Source organism: Aeromonas rivuli, assembly GCF_020149575.1.
Lineage (GTDB): Bacteria > Pseudomonadota > Gammaproteobacteria > Enterobacterales > Aeromonadaceae > Aeromonas > Aeromonas rivuli.
Genome location: NZ_CP079742.1, coordinates 1,085,355 through 1,103,204, shown reverse-complemented (window position 1 = coordinate 1,103,204; position 17,850 = coordinate 1,085,355). Strand labels below are relative to the sequence as shown.

Genomic DNA, 17,850 nt, shown 5'->3' with positions numbered 1-17,850 from the left:
GTACCCAATGCCCGGTATGACCACGGGGTAACGCCGGGGCCAGATGACATCAGCAGACCAGGGTTATGGCTCACGAGGCCTCCGGTTAATTTTTTGTTATCAAGTTGCAGTAGAGTAAAGAATCGAAATTGCTTTTTCAAACAAATGTTTGGGTGTTTTTTCAGCGAACAGGCGTAACGCCAAATCCGCGAGTGATGGAGCATGGCAATCGACGGTGCAACTGGTTAATAATGGCCTCACTAACCCATTAACAGGGCGATAACGCGACTATGTCTATTTTCAAAGGCCTGGGCTGGATTTTTCGCAGCCTCTGGCGCCTGATCAACTTCACCCGACTGATGCTGGTCAATCTGCTATTTCTGTTTGTCGTCCTGGTCCTGGTCTTTGTACTGGGACAGAAAGATACGCCCCAGGCCCCGGTCGAAGGGGCCTTGACCCTGAATCTCGACGGCACCCTGGTCGAACAGCTCACCCAGACAAGTCCAACCGAGCAGCTGCTGCAACAGATGGGCAGCAGCGAAGACTTGCCCCATGAGTTCCTGCTATCGGATCTGCTGTGGGCCATCCGCTCCGCCAAGGAAGATGACCGCATTCAGGCTCTGGTGCTCAAGCCCCAGGGGCTGCAAGGCAACCTCTCCAAGCTGCAGGAGGTGGCCGCCGCCATCGATGATTTCAAACAAAGCGGTAAGCCGGTCATCGCCATGGCCGACTACTACACCCAGGGCCAGTACCTGCTGGCGGCCCACGCCGACCATGTGCTGCTCAACCAGAGCGGCGCCGTGCTGCTCGAAGGACTGGGGGTCTACCAGACCTACTTCAAGTCGGCGCTGGAGAAGCTCAATGTCACTCCCCATGTGTTCAAGGTCGGCACCTACAAGTCCTTCGTCGAGCCCTATACCCGGGATGAGATGTCCCCGGAGAGCAAGGAGGCGAACCAGCGCTGGCTGGATCAGCTGTGGCAGGCCTATGTCCAGGACGTGGCCGAGCAGCGGGAAGTCGAGCCCGATGCCGTCTCCCCCAGCAAGGAGCAGTTCCTCGAGCGTCTGAAAAAAGCGGGGGGCAATGCCGCAGGCTATGCCCTGGACAATGGTCTGGTCGATGAGCTGGCGACCCGGGAAGAGATGAACCAGGCGGTGATCAAGGAGGTTGGCGAGACCGAGGATCACATCTGGAAAGGGATTGGCCTCGAGGATTATCTGGCCGCCATTCCCGAACAGTATCCCCAGAGTGGCAAGGATGAGGTGGGTCTCATTGTCGCCAGTGGCGCCATCATGGACGGCATCCAGCCCGCTGGCACCATAGGCGGCGACAGCCTGGCCAACTTGCTGGCCGATGCCCGGCTGGATGACCAGATCAAAGCCGTGGTATTGCGGGTCGACAGCCCGGGGGGCAGCGCCTTCGCCGCCGAGCAGATCCGTGCCGAACTGTTGTCCCTCAAGCAAGCGGGCAAGCCAGTGGTGGTCTCCATGGGCAGCTATGCCGCCTCCGGGGGCTACTGGATCTCCGCCGATGCGGACAAGATCTTCGCCTCCCCCACCACCCTCACCGGCTCAATCGGCGTCTTTGGCCTCTTTGCCACCGTCGATCAAGCCCTCTCCCAGTTCGGCATCCACAGTGATGGGGTCGGCACCACCGACTTCGTCGGCCTGGGCGTGACCCGCGCCCTGCCGGAACACGTGGGCCAGGCCATCCAGCTCAATGTGGAGAACACCTATCAGCGCTTCCTGGGGCTGGTCGGCAAGGGCCGTGGCCTGAGCCAGGAAGAGGCGGAGAAAGCGGCGGAGGGCCGTGTCTGGACGGGCCTGGATGCCAAGGCGCTGGGCCTGGTGGATGAATTTGGCAACCAGAGCGATGCCATTGCCGCCGCCGCCGAGCTGGCCAACCTGAAGGAGTGGCAGGTGACCCCCATCGAGCCTGAAGAGTCCACCAAGGATAAGTTCCTGCGTGAGCTGCTCGGCAGCAGCGCCCAGGCCCTGGCTCCCTCCCTCAAGGGGGTGATCCCGGCGCCACTCGGCCAGAGCCTCACCGCCCTCAACCGGGCGCTCGATCCCCTGGTGCGCTTCAACGACCCTCAGGGCACCTATGCCTGGTGTCCCGTCTGCCGCTGATAGCCATGGCTAATCGCCATCAAAAAAACCGCCTCTCGGGGCGGTTTTTTATTGGTTTTCACCGGGGCGATGGAGGGAAGATCCGCAATCTGTGCATGCCTACAGGGGCAGCAGCACGCCATCCTTGTGCCAACGGTACAGCTGGGCCAGCACCCGGGTCTCACGATGGGTCCACTGCGGGCAGTGGCCACCGAGCAGCCACTGGTTGTTGTGCAGCGCCTCCTCCAGTGCATGCCAGCCCGCCTTGAAGCCAAGACGCTCTTCATAGGCCTGCAACCTTGGCGGGACCCTGTGCTCGCCCACCCGGCACAGGTAATAGAGGGAGCGGATGCAGTAGGCATCATAGTCAGGCTCGCGAGCGCTGCGATACTCCCGGGTCTCGCCGAGCAAGCCCCCCTTGGCCAGCAGCTCGGCACCGCACTCCTCGCGCAGCTCGCGGGCCAGGGCATCCTGATGGCTCTCCCCCGCCTCAACCCCGCCGCCCGGGAACATGAAGTCGCCATTGACGCTCGAATGCACCAGCAACAACTCATCGCCGCGCAGTACCACGGCGCGCACCGTCACGCGTTCGAGCAGCCGTTCCAGCTTGGGGAAATCACCGTGCATCAGACGCAGGGAGAAAGGGGATGAGCCTATCATGATTGCATCTTCCATGGCCTCATTTGTGATCTCGCTCACGGCCGGTAACTCCCCGCCTTGATCTGCTGCACCAGCTCGGCAGCCTGGGTATCCAGGATCGCCAGCTCCGCCTTGCTCAGACTGTGATAGAGACTGAAGCGCTTGGCCGAGACCTCGCTCCCCCCCAGAAAGGCCGCGCTGACCTTGCCCCATAGATACGCATCCGGGTAGTGCTTCTGACCCATGTGGAGCGTGCTGAGCGAGGTGAGCAGACGGCTGTCAACCTCATCCCCCTCCCGATAGAGGGAGAGGCCGTGTTTCATCACCTTGATGGCACGCTCGGGATCCGTCTTGGCATAGATCCCCCCCAGCGCCAGCTGCAAGGCGGGCTCTTCCAGAGATGGTGTCCCCGCCTGCGCCAGAAACTGCTGACGGGCCTGATCATTGGTATTGTTGGTCCAGTGCCAGATCAGCAGATAGGGATCCAGGGATTGGCGGGTCTCGCCATCGAGTCGCTCCAACTCGGCGCCGGCGGCCAGCATGCCCTCGACCCGGTCGCTCTTGCGCTCCTTGGCGTACTTGTACTCGATGTGGGTCGAACGTTCGATGCAGCGCAGATAGCCTTCCAGCTTGCTCATCAGCTCGTACTTGTGGCGATCACTCGCCTCCTGCTTGAGGGAGAAGCGCGCCCGGATCACATCGGTGCGCTCAATGCGGCACCAGCCATCATCGACCAGATCCAGACAGAGCTCAGCATGGTTGGCACAGATGTTCTGGAGGCGATCATCATTGCAGGCCACGAGGCTGAGCCCCATGGCGAGACCGAAAGCAGCCCGACGTAGTGGAAGATGGGTCATGGTTCATATCTGGTTGATAACATCGACAGCCCGCTTTAGCCACCATCGGCTAGCAAACCACTCACATATCCATTACAATGCGCGCGCCAAAAGCTGGCCGCGATTGCAGAATAATATAACGAATTATACGCCCCTACAGTGAGCTGCACTCGACGAATTTCTTTTTGCTTCAACAACGTGAAAAACACGGTTACGTGAAATAAAGGATCTGGTTAATGACCCACGAGCACCATTTGCAAGCGTGGCAGGAGAGCCAGGAGCTCGCCGAAGCCATGCAACCCTTGATAGGTCGCCTCTACCGCCAGCAAGGGATCGAGATCACCGTCTACGGACGCCCCCTGCAAAACGCCTCCACCATCGACATCCTCAAAGCCCACCGGGTGGTTCGCCGCCACGAAGGCCAACCCCTCGCCATACAACACTGCTTCCCGCTTCTTAAGGCCTTGTGCGAGCTGGCCCCCAGCGCCGCCGAGATAGACTTGGGCAAGCTGGCGGTCGGCTACTGGCGCGATCACAGCGATGAAAGCGGCATAGTCGATTACCTGGCCGCCAAGCTGGCACCCGCCCTCGGCCAGGGCGCCCTGCCGGCACCGACCGACGTGGTGCTCTACGGCTTTGGCCGCATCGGCCGTCTGCTCGCCCGACTGCTGATCGAGCGCACCGGCGCCGCCAATGCCCTGCGTCTGCGCGCCATCGTGGTGCGCGGTGGCCGTGAGGGGGATCTGGAGAAGCGGGCCAGCCTGCTGCGTCGCGACTCGGTGCATGGCTCCTTCAACGGCTCCATCGAGGTGGATCTGGAACGCAGCGCCATCATCGCCAACGGCACCTTCATCCAGGTGATCTATGCCAAGCAGCCCAGCGACATCGACTATACCGCCTACGGCATCGACCGTGCGCTCATCGTCGATAACACCGGGGTCTGGCGCGATGAGCTGGGCCTTAGCGAGCACCTCAAGGCCCGCGGCGCCGCCAAGGTGCTGCTGACCGCCCCCGGCAAGGGTGAGATGAAGAACGTGGTGTTCGGGGTCAATCACGACGTGATCACGCCGCAAGATAACATCATCTCCGCCGCCTCCTGCACCACCAATGCCATCACCCCGGTGCTCAAGGTGATGCAGGACAGATACGGCATTCGTCATGGCCATGTGGAGACGGTGCACTCCTACACCAACGATCAGAACCTGATTGACAACTACCACAGTGGCGAGCGACGCGGGCGCAGTGCCGTGCTCAACATGGTGATGACCAGCACGGGTGCTGCCAAGGCGGTCGCCAAGGCGCTGCCCGAGCTCAAGGGCAAGCTGACCGGCAACGCCATCCGGGTACCGACCCCCAACGTATCCCTGGCCATCATCAATCTGTCACTGGAACAGGGCACAGACCGGGAGAGCCTGAATGCTTATCTGCAGCAGGCCTCCTTGAGTTCCTCCCTCCATCGCCAGATTGATTTCAGTGCCAGCACTGAGCTGGTCTCCTCCGACATGGTGGGTTCCCGTTTTGCCGGTATAGTGGACTCCCAGGCGACCATCGCCGAGGAGGATCACTGCGTGCTCTACGTCTGGTATGACAACGAGTTCGGTTACAGCTGCCAGGTGGTGCGGGTGATGGAGAAAATGGCTGGCGTGATCCGTCAGGATCTGCCCGCCTGAACCAGGCATTCATGATTTCGGGTTTTCAAGGAGAGACGCATGTCATTTCAACAGGTTATAGGGCAGATGCCCGAGGAAGTATACGAGCGGCTCAAGACCGCGGTTGAACTCGGCAAGTGGCCGGACGGCCAGCCTCTCTCCGAGGAGCAGAAGGCCACCTCGCTGCAGGCCGTGATGGCCTGGCAGGCGATGCACCTGACCAACCCCGAGCACATGAATATCGGGGCCGATGGCGAAATCGTGATGAAGAGCAAGAGTGAACTCAAGCGCCAGTATCGTGATGAGGAAGAGATCATCCGCGTCGATCTCAGTCACTGAGGCGCACCGCCCATGCCGCGACCGGGCACGGCAGATAAAAGAGAGGGGAGCCAATATGGCTCCCCTCTCTTTTCCTCTCCCCCTCATGGTGAGGAGGCCAGAAGCTGTTCACGACCTGTCGCGAGAAGGCGTCAGCAAGGTGAAGAGCAGCGCAGGAACCGGAGCGTATAGATATACGTGAGCCTCTGGTTCACAAACACGCGAGCAGCACATGAGCCTTGATCACGGCTTCGCAGTAAGAGCGTGGACAGTTTCTCAGGGCGTCAGCTCGCCGCGCAGGGATTGTTGCATCAGCTCGCGAATGCGCGGCGCCGGCAAATCCTGGCTGAGCAGGAAGTGCAGCTTGGTGAGCGCCGCCTCGGCGGTCATGTCAAAGCCCGAGATCACCCCGGCGCGGGACAGGGCATTGCCGGTGGCATAGCCGCCCATGTTGACCTTGCCGTGCAGGCACTGGCTCAGATTGACAATGATGACGCCCCGGGCCGAGGCCTCGGAGAGCAGGGCCAGCATGGCGGGGTTCTGGGGGGCATTGCCCACCCCGAACGACAGCAGGATCAGCGCCCGGACCGGTTGCTGCAAGATATTGGCGATCACCTCGCTCGAGATCCCCGGATACAGGGTCACCACGCCGATGGGCTGGGGGGTGATGTCATGGAGCACCAGGGGCGCCTGACAAGGCTTGCCGAGCTCACCCGCGTCCAGGGAGATGGCGATACCGGCGTTGAGCAGCGGCGGGTAGTTGGGGGAGTCGAAGGCGTGGAAGCCATCCGCATGGACCTTCTTGCTGCGGTTGCCACGGTAGAGCTGATTGTTGAAAAACAGCGTCACCTCGTGGATCGGGTAGTTGGCGGCAATATAGAGCGCATTGAGCAAGTTCTGCTGACCGTCGGAGCGCAGCTCGGCGAGGGGGATCTGGGAACCTGTGATGATCACCGGCTTGTGCAACTCTTCCAGCATGAAGGAGAGGGCCGAGGCGGTGAACGACATGGTGTCGGTGCCGTGCAGGATCACGAAACCATCGTACTTGTCGTAGTTGTCACGAATGTCTTCGGCGATCCGTTGCCAATCCGCCGGGGTCATGTCGGAGGAGTCGATGAGGGGGGCGTACTCGTGGATATGGTAATCCGGCATCTCGGGTCTGTGGAACTCGGGCATCCGCGCCAGACAATCTTCCATGAAGCCCGCCATCGGCACATAACCGTGGTCGGAGCGCTGCATGCCTATGGTGCCGCCTGTATAGGCTATATAGATGGACTTCTTCACACCCTCTCCTCATCTGGGCTGGAAACCGGCGAATTATAGAGTTTACCGACGACAATGACAGCCCGAACCGTTGGAAATCAAGGCCAAGTCACCGAAATCACTCATTCACAAATTAGATAAAAATGTCAACAAAAGGTAATTAACAGGTTTAGTTTCTAAGAAATTTGGATGTTATCAGTGCTTTTTGCTAATATCGCCGCCGTTATAGCAAAGTCTACATCCGCGGCTCCTACCCTGCAGGGCCCGACAGGCCAGGTATATCACTGCCAGGCCGGGCAAGTTTGCCCCTCATTTTGATGGCCTCATATCCGTATGGTTCTTATCCATACTCTTGAGCCACACTGTTTCAATCCCGGCTGAATCTGTGCGTCTTCGCAAGCGAGGACACAGCCAATCACCATGGGAGTACTCAATGTTACAACTCGATGCTTATGCCACATTAGTTGCCGCCACCCTGGTCCTCCTGCTCGGCCGCCTGCTGGTCAACCGGGTCGAGCGGCTGCGCACCTTCAACATCCCCAAGCCGGTCGCTGGCGGCCTGCTGGTTGCCCTGGTACTGCTGACCCTGCGCCTGACTGCCGGGATCGAAATCAAGTTCGACACCAGCCTGCAAACGCCCTTGATGCTGGCCTTCTTCGCCTCCATCGGCCTCTCCGCCGATCTCGCCAGCCTCAAGCGCGGCGGGCGCGCCGTGTTCACCTTTCTCGGTGTAGTGACCGGCCTGCTCTTGATGCAAAACGGCCTGGGGGTCGCCCTGGCCAGCCTGATGGGGCTGGATCCCCATATGGGGCTGCTGGCCGGCTCCATCACCTTGTCCGGCGGCCATGGCACCGGGGCGGCCTGGAGCGCGACCTTTGCCGACAAATACGGCGTCAAGTCGGCAGCGGAGCTGGCCATTGCCTGTGCCACCTTCGGTCTGGTACTGGGTGGTCTGATTGGCGGCCCGGTGGCCCGTTATCTGGTCAAGAAGGTGCAAGTCCCGGGCGAGGAACATAACCTGGACGAAGTGCCCCAAGGCTTCGAGATGCCCGAAACGGAACGGCACATCACCACCTTCAGCGTCATCGAGACCCTGGCACTCATCGCCATCAGCCTCAAGGGGGGCGAACTGCTCTCCCAGGCGATGCTCGGCACCGCCTTCGAACTGCCAATCTTCGTCTGTGTCTTGTTCGTCGGCGTCTTGCTGCGCAACCTGCTGACCCTGCTCAACTGGCATGAGGTGAGCGACAGAGAGGTCTCCCTGCTCGGCAACGTCAGCCTGTCGCTCTTCCTCGCCATGGCTTTGATGAGCCTGAAATTGTGGGATCTGGCGAGTCTGGCGCTGCCCATCTTCGTGTTGCTGATGGCCCAGACCCTGGCCATGGCGCTCTACGCCATCTTCGTCACCTTCCGGGTCATGGGCAGTAACTATGATGCCGTCGTGCTGGCCGCCGGCCACTGTGGTTTCGGCCTCGGCGCCACCCCGACGGCCATTGCCAACATGCAGGCGGTCACCATGCGCTTTGGTCCCTCACACCTGGCCTTCCTGGTGGTGCCCATGGTCGGTGCCTTCTTCATCGACATCATCAACGCCATGGTGATCAAGCTGTTTATGGCGCTGCCCTTCCTCTCCTGAGCCATAGGTCGCGCCCAATAAAAAAACCGCAAGCCAGGGGCTTGCGGTTTTTTGTTGTCCGGCACTGGGTGCCTGCTTATTTGCACGACTCGCTGGAGGCCGAGTTGAGGTAGCTCACCTCACCCTTGGGGGCGTAGTCGGCGACATGGATCACCTGTTTGGCGGCCAGATAATCCTTGAGCACCGCGGCATCGACCAGACCGGCATTGACGGTGTCTATCTTGGGATAGCCATCGCCGCCGGCCGCGCTGAAGCTGGGGATGGTGAAGCTGTACTGAGTGCCCGCATCAAACGGCTTGCCGCCTATGCTGGTGATGCTGACCGACTTGGCCTGGCAATCCACCGCCATCTCTATGCCGCCAAACTGGGCATAACCGCCGGTGTTGCCGGTTTTGGTGGCCACCTGACCCAGATAAGTCACCAGCTCGCTGCCCGGCATCATCGCCTTGTTGACCGTGTTGCCAAACGGATGCACGGTCAGCACGTCGCGATAGGAGATATCCCCCGCCTGAATGGAGGCACGCACCCCGCCCGAGTTGACGATGCCAAAATCGGTGCGCAGGGTCTCTGCCGTCGCCGTGGTGATGAGTCGGCCCAGGTTGGTCTGCCTGTTGCGCACATTGGCGCGCTCGCCATCGAGCAGGCCATCGGTCGCGGCAATGACCACACCCAGCTCCTCGGAGCCCTTGTCCTGATAGACCTGCAACACCCCTTCCAGGGCCGGATCCCGCACTATCTCCTCCTGGATGAAGGCGCCGTTCTCATCCTTGAGGTTGACCGGGATCAGCTCATAGCTGGTGAGGGTGAAGTTGCCATCCTGGTAATCGAACTGGGCGCGCCCCACATACTTGCCCCATTCGTGGGCCTGCATGATCCAGGTGCCATTTTGCTGATCCGGCTGGCAATCATCGCCAGGTTTGAAGTCGGCGTACTGGTTCGCAACCCCCGGCTCCATGCAGACCGGATTCTGGGAGTGGCCGCCAATGATGGCATCGAGCTTGCCAGCGGGCAGCTGACGGGCCATCTCGACATCACCGGGCGCATTGCTGCCGTGTTCGCCATCGGCATAGTGACCCATGTGGGTGATGGCGAAGATGACATCGGCCGCATTGTCTTTCTTGATGCCATCGATCACCTGCTCAACTTCCACCTTGGGGTCGCGGAACTCCAGGTTGAGTACATGATTGGGGTCGACCAGCTGGGCGGTATCTTCCGTGGTCAGGCCGATAACGGCGATCCGCAGACCGTTGTTCAACTTGAAGATCTTGTAGGGGTCGAAGTAGCGCTTGCCGCTCTTCTTGTCATAGATGTTGGCCGACACCATGGGGAACTTGGCCCATTGGCGCTGCAGCTCGAGAATATCCAGCGGATTGTCGAACTCGTGGTTGCCGACCGCCATGGCGTCATAGCCGATGTGGTTCATGGCGATGAAATCGGGTTCGGCATTTTGCAGGTCTGACTCGGGCACCCCGGTGTTGACGTCTCCCCCGGAGAGCACCAGCACCTCGCTGTTGGCGGCCTTGGCCTCGGCTCTCAGCCGATCGACCAGGGTCTTCTGGGCCGCCATGCCATATTCGCCATCTTCATTGTGCCAGAAGCGGCCATGGGTATCGTTGGTGTGCAGCACGGTCAGCTTGCACACATCCTCAACGCAGGCCTTGCTCTCATTTTTCGAACTGTTGCAGCCAGCCAGAGCCGCCAGCACGGCCAGTGCCAGGGTCCCCTTGATCAAATTATGTTTCATTCCTTCACACCTTGATTTTGTTAGTATTTAGTCTGACCATTCCGACTTTGGTCAGGGGCAATATATCAACGATTGATATCCAATCGGCATCCTGCCCGGGAAAAATGACATAAGTGTGATCTCGGCTTATTTCCAATTAGCTCAACAAGGTTGGCAAACGTTTTTCTGCAGATGAAGGCCATCGCCCAGCTCTGGAGAGACCCAACACCGCTGCCGTCAGCGCCATGGCTATGCCATAATGCGCCCTCGCCCACATGGAGCAGCTAGATGGCCAAGTACGACAAAATTTCCCCTGAGACCCAGCAGGCGGCCTTGAGTGTGGCTCGCGCCAATCAAAAACCTGGCCAGACCAAGGAGCAGACTCAGCTGATCGCCCAGGGTATTCAAAAGGGCATCGAAGAGTACAAGAAGCAGATGAAGACCCGCGCCCGTGAGGCCAGCCGTCAGAAGAAACAGCAGAGCCGCAGCAAGGCGCCAGCGTCCCACACGCCAGAAGAGGAGTCCGCCATCGAGCTGGTCGAGGTGAGCCGTCAACACCCCCTGCCCTGGCTGCTGCTGGCGCTGAGCTGGGCAGGCTTTGCCGCCTGGTACTGGTTGAACCGCCACTGATCGCACCTGAGCGGCACGCCATTCGCAAACCTTTGCCTGGGATCTTCCTCACAGGACGGGTCCATTCGGCTGGTCAAGGGCCCGGCACACTGGTTAAATCCGCCACCCAGCCCTTGTCACATTCTGCGTCACCCCATTCGTTACTCACAGGACAGCATCATGAATCCGGCTCCTCTCTACCTGCTCGCGCCCTTGGTGCTCTTTATCGTCACCCTGGTGCTCTATCGCATCTCGCCCCTGCGCGCCGTGGCATCGGGCAGCGCCCGCTGGTTCATCCTGCCCGCCTTCACCCTGTTTATCCTGCTTATCGTTATCAACGGCGCCGCCGACCCCAGTCTGCGCAGCCCGGGTTTTCACTGGCTGATGCCAGGGCTGGGCTTTGCCCTGTGCCTGTTCCCTGCTCTGCCCAAGGCGCTGGTGCCACGTCTGGCCATCAAGGAGGGGGCCTTCGCGGCCCTGGGGTTGATGATGATGAGCCTGGCCATGGTCTACTGATCTAGCCGGTAAAAATGACGGGGCGACAGGCCCTGCTGCTGGGGCCCCGCCAGTCTGTCTCCACGTGATCAGGCTGTGACGGGGCCCTCTTGTATGAAGAGTGGTCAAGAGGCATGGTGTCATCAGGACGAATGGCACGGAGGCCAGATGCAGATCGACTTCATGACCCTCTGGGATTATCAGGATCCCGTCACCAGCGCCATGCGCTTTCAAACTCAACTCGCCGAGGCGGTTGCCAGCGGCGATCTCCCCCTCGAACTCGAGCTCATTACCCAGCTGGCACGTACCCACTCCCTGCGCCACCAGTTCGATGAGGCTCATCAGCTGCTCGATGCCATGACGCCCCGCCTCACCGCCCACACGGAACGGGCCAGGCTCAGGTGGCTGCTCGAGCGGGGACGCTGTTTCAACAGCGCAGCCGACAAGGAGGCCGCCCGCCCCCTGTTCGAACAGGCCTGGCAGTTGGCTCTCGCCCTGAAAGAGGATTACCTCGCCATCGATGCCGCCCACATGGTCGCCATCGCCGCACCGCTGGAGGAGCAGAGGCGCTGGCACCAGCTGGCGATGGCACTGGCGGAGCGCAGCAGTGACGAGAAGGTCCGCGGCTGGCTCCCCAGCCTCTACAACAACCAGGGCTGGACGCTGTTCGAACTGGGCCGCCTGGAAGAGGCCCGCCAGTATCAGCAAAAATGCCTGGCCTGGCACGCGCAGCACCACAACCCGGCCAAGGCCTTTATCGCCCGCTGGAGTCTGGCGCGGCTAACCCGGGCGCAAGGCTTGCACGAACAGGCGCTGGCCGAACTGACGCAGTTGCAGGCACAGATGGTGGAGACTGGCGAGCCGGAGGATGGCTATCTGTTCGAGGAGCTGGGGGAAAATTCACTGGCGCTGTCTGACCCGGCCGCGGCCGAATACTTCGCCCGCGCCTGGTTTCTGCTGTCACAGGATCCCTGGCTCAAGGCCAACGCGGCAGAGCGACTGGCCAGGCTCAAGCAGCTGGCCAAGCTCTAGACCGGGGCGACCCAAGCGCCGCCCACCACTCAGGCCAGATCAGCCTCTTCCCAGCTCTGTTTCTTGCGGTAGATGGTGGAGGGGCTGATCTCGAGCAGGGCCGCCGCCTTGGGGATGTTGCCATCACAGCTGGCAATGGCCCTCTCGATGGTCTCCTTCTCCACCTGCCAGAGCGGCCGGATCGGCCCTGCCTGATCGCGACTGCCGACCTGAGCCTGCCCCTGACTCAAGGGAGGTGGCGCGACCCCCATGCCCCCTTGCAACGGTGGCGGCAGTATGGCCGGGCTCACGATGTCGCAATCGTTGAGCACCACTATGTTGCGCACCACGTTTTGCAACTCGCGCACGTTGCCGGGCCAGGGGTAATCGAGCAGCACCCGCACGGCGCCGGCATCGAAATCCTTGAAACGTTTATTCTCCTCCCTGGCATAGCTCTGCAGCAGATTGCGGGCCAGCAGCAAAATGTCTTCGCCGCGCTCGCGCAGGGGGGGCAGGGTGAGCGGGATCACGTGCAGGCGGTAGTAGAGATCCTCCCGAAAACGTCCCGCCTTCACCTCGGTCAGCGGATCCCGGTTGGTGGCGCAGACGAAGCGCACGTCCACCGTCTCCAGCTTGCCGCTGCCGACCCGCTGCAAGGTGCCGGTCTGAATGAAACGCAGCAGTTTGCTTTGCAAGTCGAGATCCATCTCGCAGATCTCATCCAGAAACAGGGTGCCGCCATTGGCCAGGCTGGCCGCCCCCTTGCGATCCCCCTGAGCGCCGGTAAAGGATCCCTTCACGTGGCCGAAGATCTCGCTCTCCATCAGATCATGGGGAATGGCGGCGCAGTTGAGTGCGATGAAGGGCTGATCCCGACGGGGGCTGCATTGATGAATGGCCTCGGCGCACACCTCCTTGCCGGTGCCGCTCTCCCCCATGATAAAGACCGTCGCCTTGCTCGGCGCCGCGCTCTCTATGATGCGATAGACAGCCTGCATCGGCATGGACGAGCCGATGAAGCCGGCGAAGGAGCTGCGCTCGAAGTTCTCCCGGTATTGGGCCACCAGAGAGCTGAGCTGCTGATGATTGACCGCATTGCGCACAGTGGCGCACAACCGCTTGCCATCAAACGGCTTGGTCAGGAAGTCAAAGGCCCCCAGACGCATCGCCTCCACCGCCACATCCACCGATCCGTGAGCGGTGATCACCACCACGGCACTCGGTAACTGCTGCTCGGTGATCTGCTGCAATATGTCCATCCCCGACATGTCCGGCAGTTCAAGATCGAGCAGCACCACCGTCGGCGGCCGAGTCAGCAACAGCTCGATGGCCCGCTGGCCACAGTCGGCCAAGGTGACCTCATAGCCCTCCTGACGCAAGTACTGCTCGTAGACCACAGCCAGACTGCGGGTATCTTCCACCAACAGCACTCGGGGTTTGTTTTCCGCCACGGCGACTCATCCTTGCAATTGATTTGCTTGTCTATTTTGATGGGCTATCGCCACGGACTCAAGCCTGCGATGGTTGCTATCTTCCCCCTAAACGGGGCTGGCACCAATAAAAACGGCTCCCGAGGGAGCCGTTTTTCATCACAGAGTCGCCTTACTGCTTGGCAGCGGCGTCCGCTTTGGCGGCATCGCCTTCGGCAGCCGGCTTCTCGATGGCGAGCAGCTCAACGTCAAACTCCAGTACGGCGTTCGCCGGGATGGAGCCTGCGCCGTGCTCACCATAGCCCAGCTTGGAGGGCAGGAAGAATTTGAACTTGGAGCCAACTGGCATCAGCTGTACGCCTTCGGTCCAACCCGGGATAACCTGGTTGAGCGGGAAGGTCGCCGGCTCACCGCGATCGACGGAGCTGTCGAACTTGGTGCCGTCAATCAGGGTACCGGTATAGTGAACCTTGACCACGTCGGTGGCTTTGGGTTTGGCGCCGTCACCCATCTTCTCGACCTGATACTGCAGGCCGGATTCGGTGCTCTTGATGCCCTCTTTCTTCAGGTTGCCGGCCAGGAACTCTTCACCCTTCTTCAGGTTGTCCTGTGCATCCTTGTCAGCCTTGGACTTGGTCAGTTCGTTGATCTTGGCGTCATAGGCCTGCAGCACTTTCTGGATCTCTTCATCCTTCATGTCTGCCTTCTTCTCCAGGCCGTCGGTTACCCCTTTGAGAATGACGGCGTTATCCAGCTTGATACCGAGTTCTTGCTGGCGCTCGAGGGTATTGGCGATATAACGACCCATGGAGAGGCCAATAGCATAACCAGACTGTTCTTCGAAGCTCTTGGCATCAGCCTTAGGGGCCTCTGCCGGCTTGCTGGCTTCTGCCTTCACCTCTGCATTCTTGGCGGCAGGGGCTTCATCTTTTTGGCAAGCAGTCAGACCTACGGCAACGGCCGCGGCCAACAGGGACACCTTCAGAAAATTGTTCATCAGTTTCTCCAAAACTCTAAATACCGCTCTCGGTTCCTTCGTGAAATGAGAGGTTTATCGTGATAAGCGCCTTATACTAACGCCGTGATCGCAGGTAACGAAAGCATGAGACAGGAAAAATGATAAAAAGTGCCATTTATCTTATCGGTATTTGTCTGATACTGACCGGCTGTCATTCGGAGCCTCCCTCCGACCGCCAGATCCCCCTCTCCAGTGTCGGCGCCGTGAGCGCGGATTTGAGTGCAGATGGCAAGCTGGCCCTGGTCACCAGCATCGAACAGGGCACCCTCGCCTGGGATCTGGAGCACGACAAGCAGTTATGGCGCTGGCACCTGTCTGACAGCCCCAAGGAGCAGGTGTTTATCACGCGTTTCGGGCCGGGCGACAGCCATGCCGTGATAGCGAGCCTGGACACCTTTGCCATCTGGCGACTGGATAATGGTCAGGCAGAAGGCTACTACTCCCTGCCCGAATCCAGGCTGCGCGACATCGCCATCTCGAGCGATGGTCATGATGTGCTGGTCGGGCGCGAAGATGGCAAAGCGGAATGGATTGATACCCGCACCGGCCGTCGTTTGCAGTTTCTTGGTCATACCGAGCAGGTCAACAGCGTGGACCTCTCCCCCAATGGCCGCTACGCCCTGACCGGTGGCAATGACTACAGCGCCTACCTGTGGGATACCCAAAGCGGCCAAGTGCTGCATCGCTTCAACCATGAGGGACGAGTGGTGATGGTACGGCTCGACGAGTCCGGTCGCTATGCCTTCACCGCCGACAGTCGCAGCGGTCGCATCTGGGATCTGGTCAGCGGCAAGGAGTTGAGCCGGCTCGACAAACAGGCCCGTTTCGAGGTTTACACCAGCGCCCGCTTCGTCAATCAGGGGCAATGGCTGGTCACCGGGGCCCCGTCGCGCAAGCTGACCCTGTGGCAGGTAAAGGATGGCAAGGCGCTGGCAAACTGGGCGGTGGCCCCTCGTCCCGGGGTCAAACCACCGAGCGCAGTGGTGTACGCCGCCGCTTTGCGCGACAATGACCACCTCGTCAGTGCCAGCTCCAGCGGCCTGGCAGAAATCTGGACCATCAAGTGAGGACCCAAGGCCCATGAGCCAGCAAGAACGCGAACGCATCGAACTCCTGGAAACCCGTCTCGCCTATGCCGAGTACACCATAGAGCAGCTCAATGACGAAGTGACGACCCAGGGCCGCGAACTCGACAGGCTCAAGCATCAGATCCAGTTGTTGATCGACAAGCTGCAAGGGGTGGAGCCGAGCCAGATCGCCAGCATGGCCGAAGAGATCCCCCCTCCCCATTACTGAGTCGCCGCAGACAATGGATCGCCCATAAAAAAACCCGCGCCAGGCGCGGGTTTTTTACGAAAGAAGGCAGGGGATCAGTGTTGATGATCCTGGCTGCCGCAGCTGCCGCCACCGCAGCAACCGCTCTTCTCTTCGGCTGCATCATGGCTGTGAGCATGATGACCGCCGCCGCAGCAACCGCCGCCGTGGTCGTGATCATGGTCGTGGCCGTGATCATGACCGTGGTCATGACCGCAACCACCGGCACCGTGCACATGGCCGTGGGCCAGCTCTTCGGCGGTGGCGGCACGCACGTCTTTCACTTCCACCTTGAAGGCCAGGGTCACACCGGCCAGGGGATGGTTGCCATCAACCTTGACGAAGCTCTCGGATACCTCGACCACGGTCACGGGACGGTGACCATCGTCAGTCTCTGCCACAAAAGTATCCCCTTCGGACACTTCCATACCATCGAACAGTTCGCCCGGCACTTCTTGTACCAGGGTCTCGTCAAATTCACCGTAAGCCTGGGCCGGGGCCAGGGTCACTTCGAAGGCATCGCCCACACTGCGACCTTCCAGCTCGGCTTCCAGGCCGGAGACCAGGTAACGAGTGCCGTGCAGATAGATCAGCGGCTCTTTGCCGACTGTGGTGTCGATGACTTCACCGTGCTCGTCGGTGACCGTGTATTCCAGCGTGACTACGCTCAGGGGAGCTACTTTCATGTCAGTGATCCTGCGAATAGAGAGAAAAAACCGGCTCAGAATACCCTAAAAAGCAGGGCAAGCATATGGTGAGCGCCACTGAGGGGTCAGGAGACTCCGCCCTTATTCCGGCCGGAATACCCCTATGACCTGCTCAGCTTGACGGCCCGCCTCGGTCACGGCTGCCTGGGTCTGCACCTGGGTATCACCGCACTCGACACAGGTCACCTTCTCGACTCCATGCTCCATATACAGCATCATGGTGTCAATTTTGCCGCACGCCGGGCATTTGGCCCCGGCAATGAAGCGTTTTTTACGTCTGGTTTCCATTTTTGTTACCTCCAGGCAGCATCATATCAGGATTTACCCATGCATCACGCCATCGAATGCCAGCATTTTTCTCCCCGCTATCTGCAGGTCGGTGCCCGCAAGCGCGCACCCCAAGGTCAATTGCTGCACCTGATCAAGGGCGTGGCGTTGCTGCGTCTCGGCCAACATGAGCTGCTGATCCCCGCTGGCAGCAGCTTCTGGCTGCCCGCCGATGCCCTGGCCGCGTTTACCCCTCTGGCTGGCTGCGAGTACGCCCTGTTGAGCTGCTCCATGCGCCTGTCCCAACCGGGCCAGTCCGGTTGGCTGACCCCTTCCCCCCTGCTCGGCGCCTTGCTGGCCTCTCTGCACCACTGGGATCGCCCCCGTGATTGGCAAGGTCCTTATGGTCAACGACTGCAGGTGATCCACGATGAGCTGCAGCACAGTCCACTTATCCCTCAGGTTCATGGCGCCTTGCAACAGGCCTGGCAAGATCTGGCCAGTGGCAAAGAAGAGGCGCAGGCCAGCTGGAACAGCATCGGGGGGCAGTGGCTCGATGGCGCCGCACTCGCCAGTCAATGGCGTCTGGTGCAAGCGCTGCGCCTGCTCAAGGGGGGGAGCAAACAAACGGCCCTCGAGGCCAAGCTCCACTATAAAGAGGGAGAGCTGGAGCAAGCCTGCCAAGAGTGGCTTGGCTGCCCCCTGGCCGAGGCGCCAGGCCGCTAATCCGGCGCCAGCATCTCGGATGCCAGGTCCAATGCAGACACTCACCGCCAGGGAGGATTACAGATTTCCCCTTGGCGGTCGCTAACAGAACAGAACCTAGGCATGCTAGTGAATCAGAGCCC

At 60.4% G+C, this 17,850-nt stretch carries 18 protein-coding genes; 10 read left to right on the top strand and 8 right to left on the bottom strand.

Annotation, left to right across the window (positions count from 1 at the left end; translation table 11 throughout):
* Window positions 1-269: 269 nt before the first annotated feature.
* Window positions 270-2,108, top strand: a complete 1,839-nt coding sequence (sppA, locus tag KYK33_RS05330) for a signal peptide peptidase SppA (RefSeq protein WP_224432280.1) — start codon at window positions 270-272, stop codon at window positions 2,106-2,108.
* Between the two features lie 99 nt (window positions 2,109-2,207).
* On the opposite strand, the gene KYK33_RS05325 is transcribed toward sppA, so the two are convergent.
* Both KYK33_RS05325 and KYK33_RS05320 read right to left on the bottom strand, forming a co-directional pair.
* Complete coding sequence (locus tag KYK33_RS05325; RefSeq protein WP_396021393.1) at window positions 2,208-2,747, bottom strand: NUDIX hydrolase; 540 nt, start codon at window positions 2,745-2,747, stop codon at window positions 2,208-2,210.
* A gap of 35 nt (window positions 2,748-2,782) precedes the next feature.
* Window positions 2,783-3,583 carry a DUF2989 domain-containing protein gene (locus tag KYK33_RS05320; protein WP_224432279.1) on the bottom strand — a complete coding sequence of 267 codons (801 nt, stop codon included), beginning with the start codon at window positions 3,581-3,583 and terminating at the stop codon, window positions 2,783-2,785.
* 215 nt (window positions 3,584-3,798) lie between these two features.
* Here KYK33_RS05320 and KYK33_RS05315 point away from each other — a divergent pair, with 215 nt between their 5' ends.
* Window positions 3,799-5,232 (top strand): glyceraldehyde-3-phosphate dehydrogenase, encoded by a 1,434-nt coding sequence (locus KYK33_RS05315; protein WP_224432278.1) that lies wholly within the window; start codon window positions 3,799-3,801, stop codon window positions 5,230-5,232.
* Window positions 5,233-5,271: 39 nt separating this feature from the next.
* Window positions 5,272-5,550, top strand: coding sequence for a YeaC family protein (locus KYK33_RS05310; RefSeq protein WP_224432277.1), 279 nt, complete (start codon window positions 5,272-5,274; stop codon window positions 5,548-5,550).
* A 255-nt stretch (window positions 5,551-5,805) separates the two neighbouring features.
* Here KYK33_RS05310 and ansA read toward each other — a convergent pair whose 3' ends face one another.
* Window positions 5,806-6,813 (bottom strand): asparaginase, encoded by a 1,008-nt coding sequence (gene ansA / locus KYK33_RS05305; RefSeq protein WP_042040225.1) that lies wholly within the window; start codon window positions 6,811-6,813, stop codon window positions 5,806-5,808.
* Window positions 6,814-7,225: 412 nt separating this feature from the next.
* Between ansA and gltS the strand changes: the two genes are divergently transcribed.
* Complete coding sequence (gene gltS / locus KYK33_RS05300; protein ID WP_224432276.1) at window positions 7,226-8,428, top strand: sodium/glutamate symporter; 1,203 nt, start codon at window positions 7,226-7,228, stop codon at window positions 8,426-8,428.
* A gap of 76 nt (window positions 8,429-8,504) precedes the next feature.
* On the opposite strand, the gene ushA is transcribed toward gltS, so the two are convergent.
* The gene (gene ushA, locus KYK33_RS05295; RefSeq protein ID WP_224432275.1) at window positions 8,505-10,172 is read right to left on the bottom strand and encodes a bifunctional UDP-sugar hydrolase/5'-nucleotidase UshA; all 1,668 of its coding nucleotides are present in this window, start codon (window positions 10,170-10,172) and stop codon (window positions 8,505-8,507) included.
* A 267-nt stretch (window positions 10,173-10,439) separates the two neighbouring features.
* Here ushA and KYK33_RS05290 point away from each other — a divergent pair, with 267 nt between their 5' ends.
* The 3 genes from KYK33_RS05290 (at window position 10,440) to KYK33_RS05280 (ending at window position 12,287) form a co-directional block, all read left to right on the top strand.
* Window positions 10,440-10,781, top strand: a complete 342-nt coding sequence (locus KYK33_RS05290; protein ID WP_042040221.1) for a DUF2956 domain-containing protein — start codon at window positions 10,440-10,442, stop codon at window positions 10,779-10,781.
* Between the two features lie 159 nt (window positions 10,782-10,940).
* A complete protein-coding gene (locus tag KYK33_RS05285; protein ID WP_042040220.1) occupies window positions 10,941-11,276 on the top strand; it encodes a hypothetical protein in 336 nt (111 codons plus the stop codon).
* A gap of 147 nt (window positions 11,277-11,423) precedes the next feature.
* Window positions 11,424-12,287: a tetratricopeptide repeat protein gene (locus KYK33_RS05280; protein ID WP_224432274.1), complete on the top strand. Its 864-nt coding sequence runs from the start codon at window positions 11,424-11,426 to the stop codon at window positions 12,285-12,287.
* Window positions 12,288-12,316: 29 nt separating this feature from the next.
* On the opposite strand, the gene KYK33_RS05275 is transcribed toward KYK33_RS05280, so the two are convergent.
* Complete coding sequence (locus KYK33_RS05275; RefSeq protein ID WP_224432273.1) at window positions 12,317-13,717, bottom strand: sigma-54-dependent transcriptional regulator; 1,401 nt, start codon at window positions 13,715-13,717, stop codon at window positions 12,317-12,319.
* A gap of 151 nt (window positions 13,718-13,868) precedes the next feature.
* A complete protein-coding gene (gene fkpA / locus KYK33_RS05270; RefSeq protein WP_224432272.1) occupies window positions 13,869-14,693 on the bottom strand; it encodes an FKBP-type peptidyl-prolyl cis-trans isomerase in 825 nt (274 codons plus the stop codon).
* 119 nt (window positions 14,694-14,812) lie between these two features.
* Here fkpA and KYK33_RS05265 point away from each other — a divergent pair, with 119 nt between their 5' ends.
* Together KYK33_RS05265 and KYK33_RS05260 are read left to right on the top strand one after the other, a co-directional pair.
* Window positions 14,813-15,781, top strand: coding sequence for a WD40 repeat domain-containing protein (locus KYK33_RS05265; protein ID WP_224432271.1), 969 nt, complete (start codon window positions 14,813-14,815; stop codon window positions 15,779-15,781).
* Between the two features lie 13 nt (window positions 15,782-15,794).
* Window positions 15,795-16,010: a SlyX family protein gene (locus tag KYK33_RS05260; protein WP_224432270.1), complete on the top strand. Its 216-nt coding sequence runs from the start codon at window positions 15,795-15,797 to the stop codon at window positions 16,008-16,010.
* 74 nt (window positions 16,011-16,084) lie between these two features.
* Here the strand turns inward: KYK33_RS05260 and KYK33_RS05255 are convergent, their stop codons facing one another.
* Window positions 16,085-16,714 carry an FKBP-type peptidyl-prolyl cis-trans isomerase gene (locus KYK33_RS05255; protein WP_042040212.1) on the bottom strand — a complete coding sequence of 210 codons (630 nt, stop codon included), beginning with the start codon at window positions 16,712-16,714 and terminating at the stop codon, window positions 16,085-16,087.
* A gap of 102 nt (window positions 16,715-16,816) precedes the next feature.
* Window positions 16,817-17,023, bottom strand: a complete 207-nt coding sequence (locus KYK33_RS05250) for a YheV family putative zinc ribbon protein (protein WP_042040211.1) — start codon at window positions 17,021-17,023, stop codon at window positions 16,817-16,819.
* Between the two features lie 39 nt (window positions 17,024-17,062).
* Between KYK33_RS05250 and KYK33_RS05245 the strand changes: the two genes are divergently transcribed.
* A complete protein-coding gene (locus tag KYK33_RS05245) occupies window positions 17,063-17,728 on the top strand; it encodes a hypothetical protein (protein ID WP_224432269.1) in 666 nt (221 codons plus the stop codon).
* The last annotated feature ends 122 nt before the right edge of the window (window positions 17,729-17,850 follow it).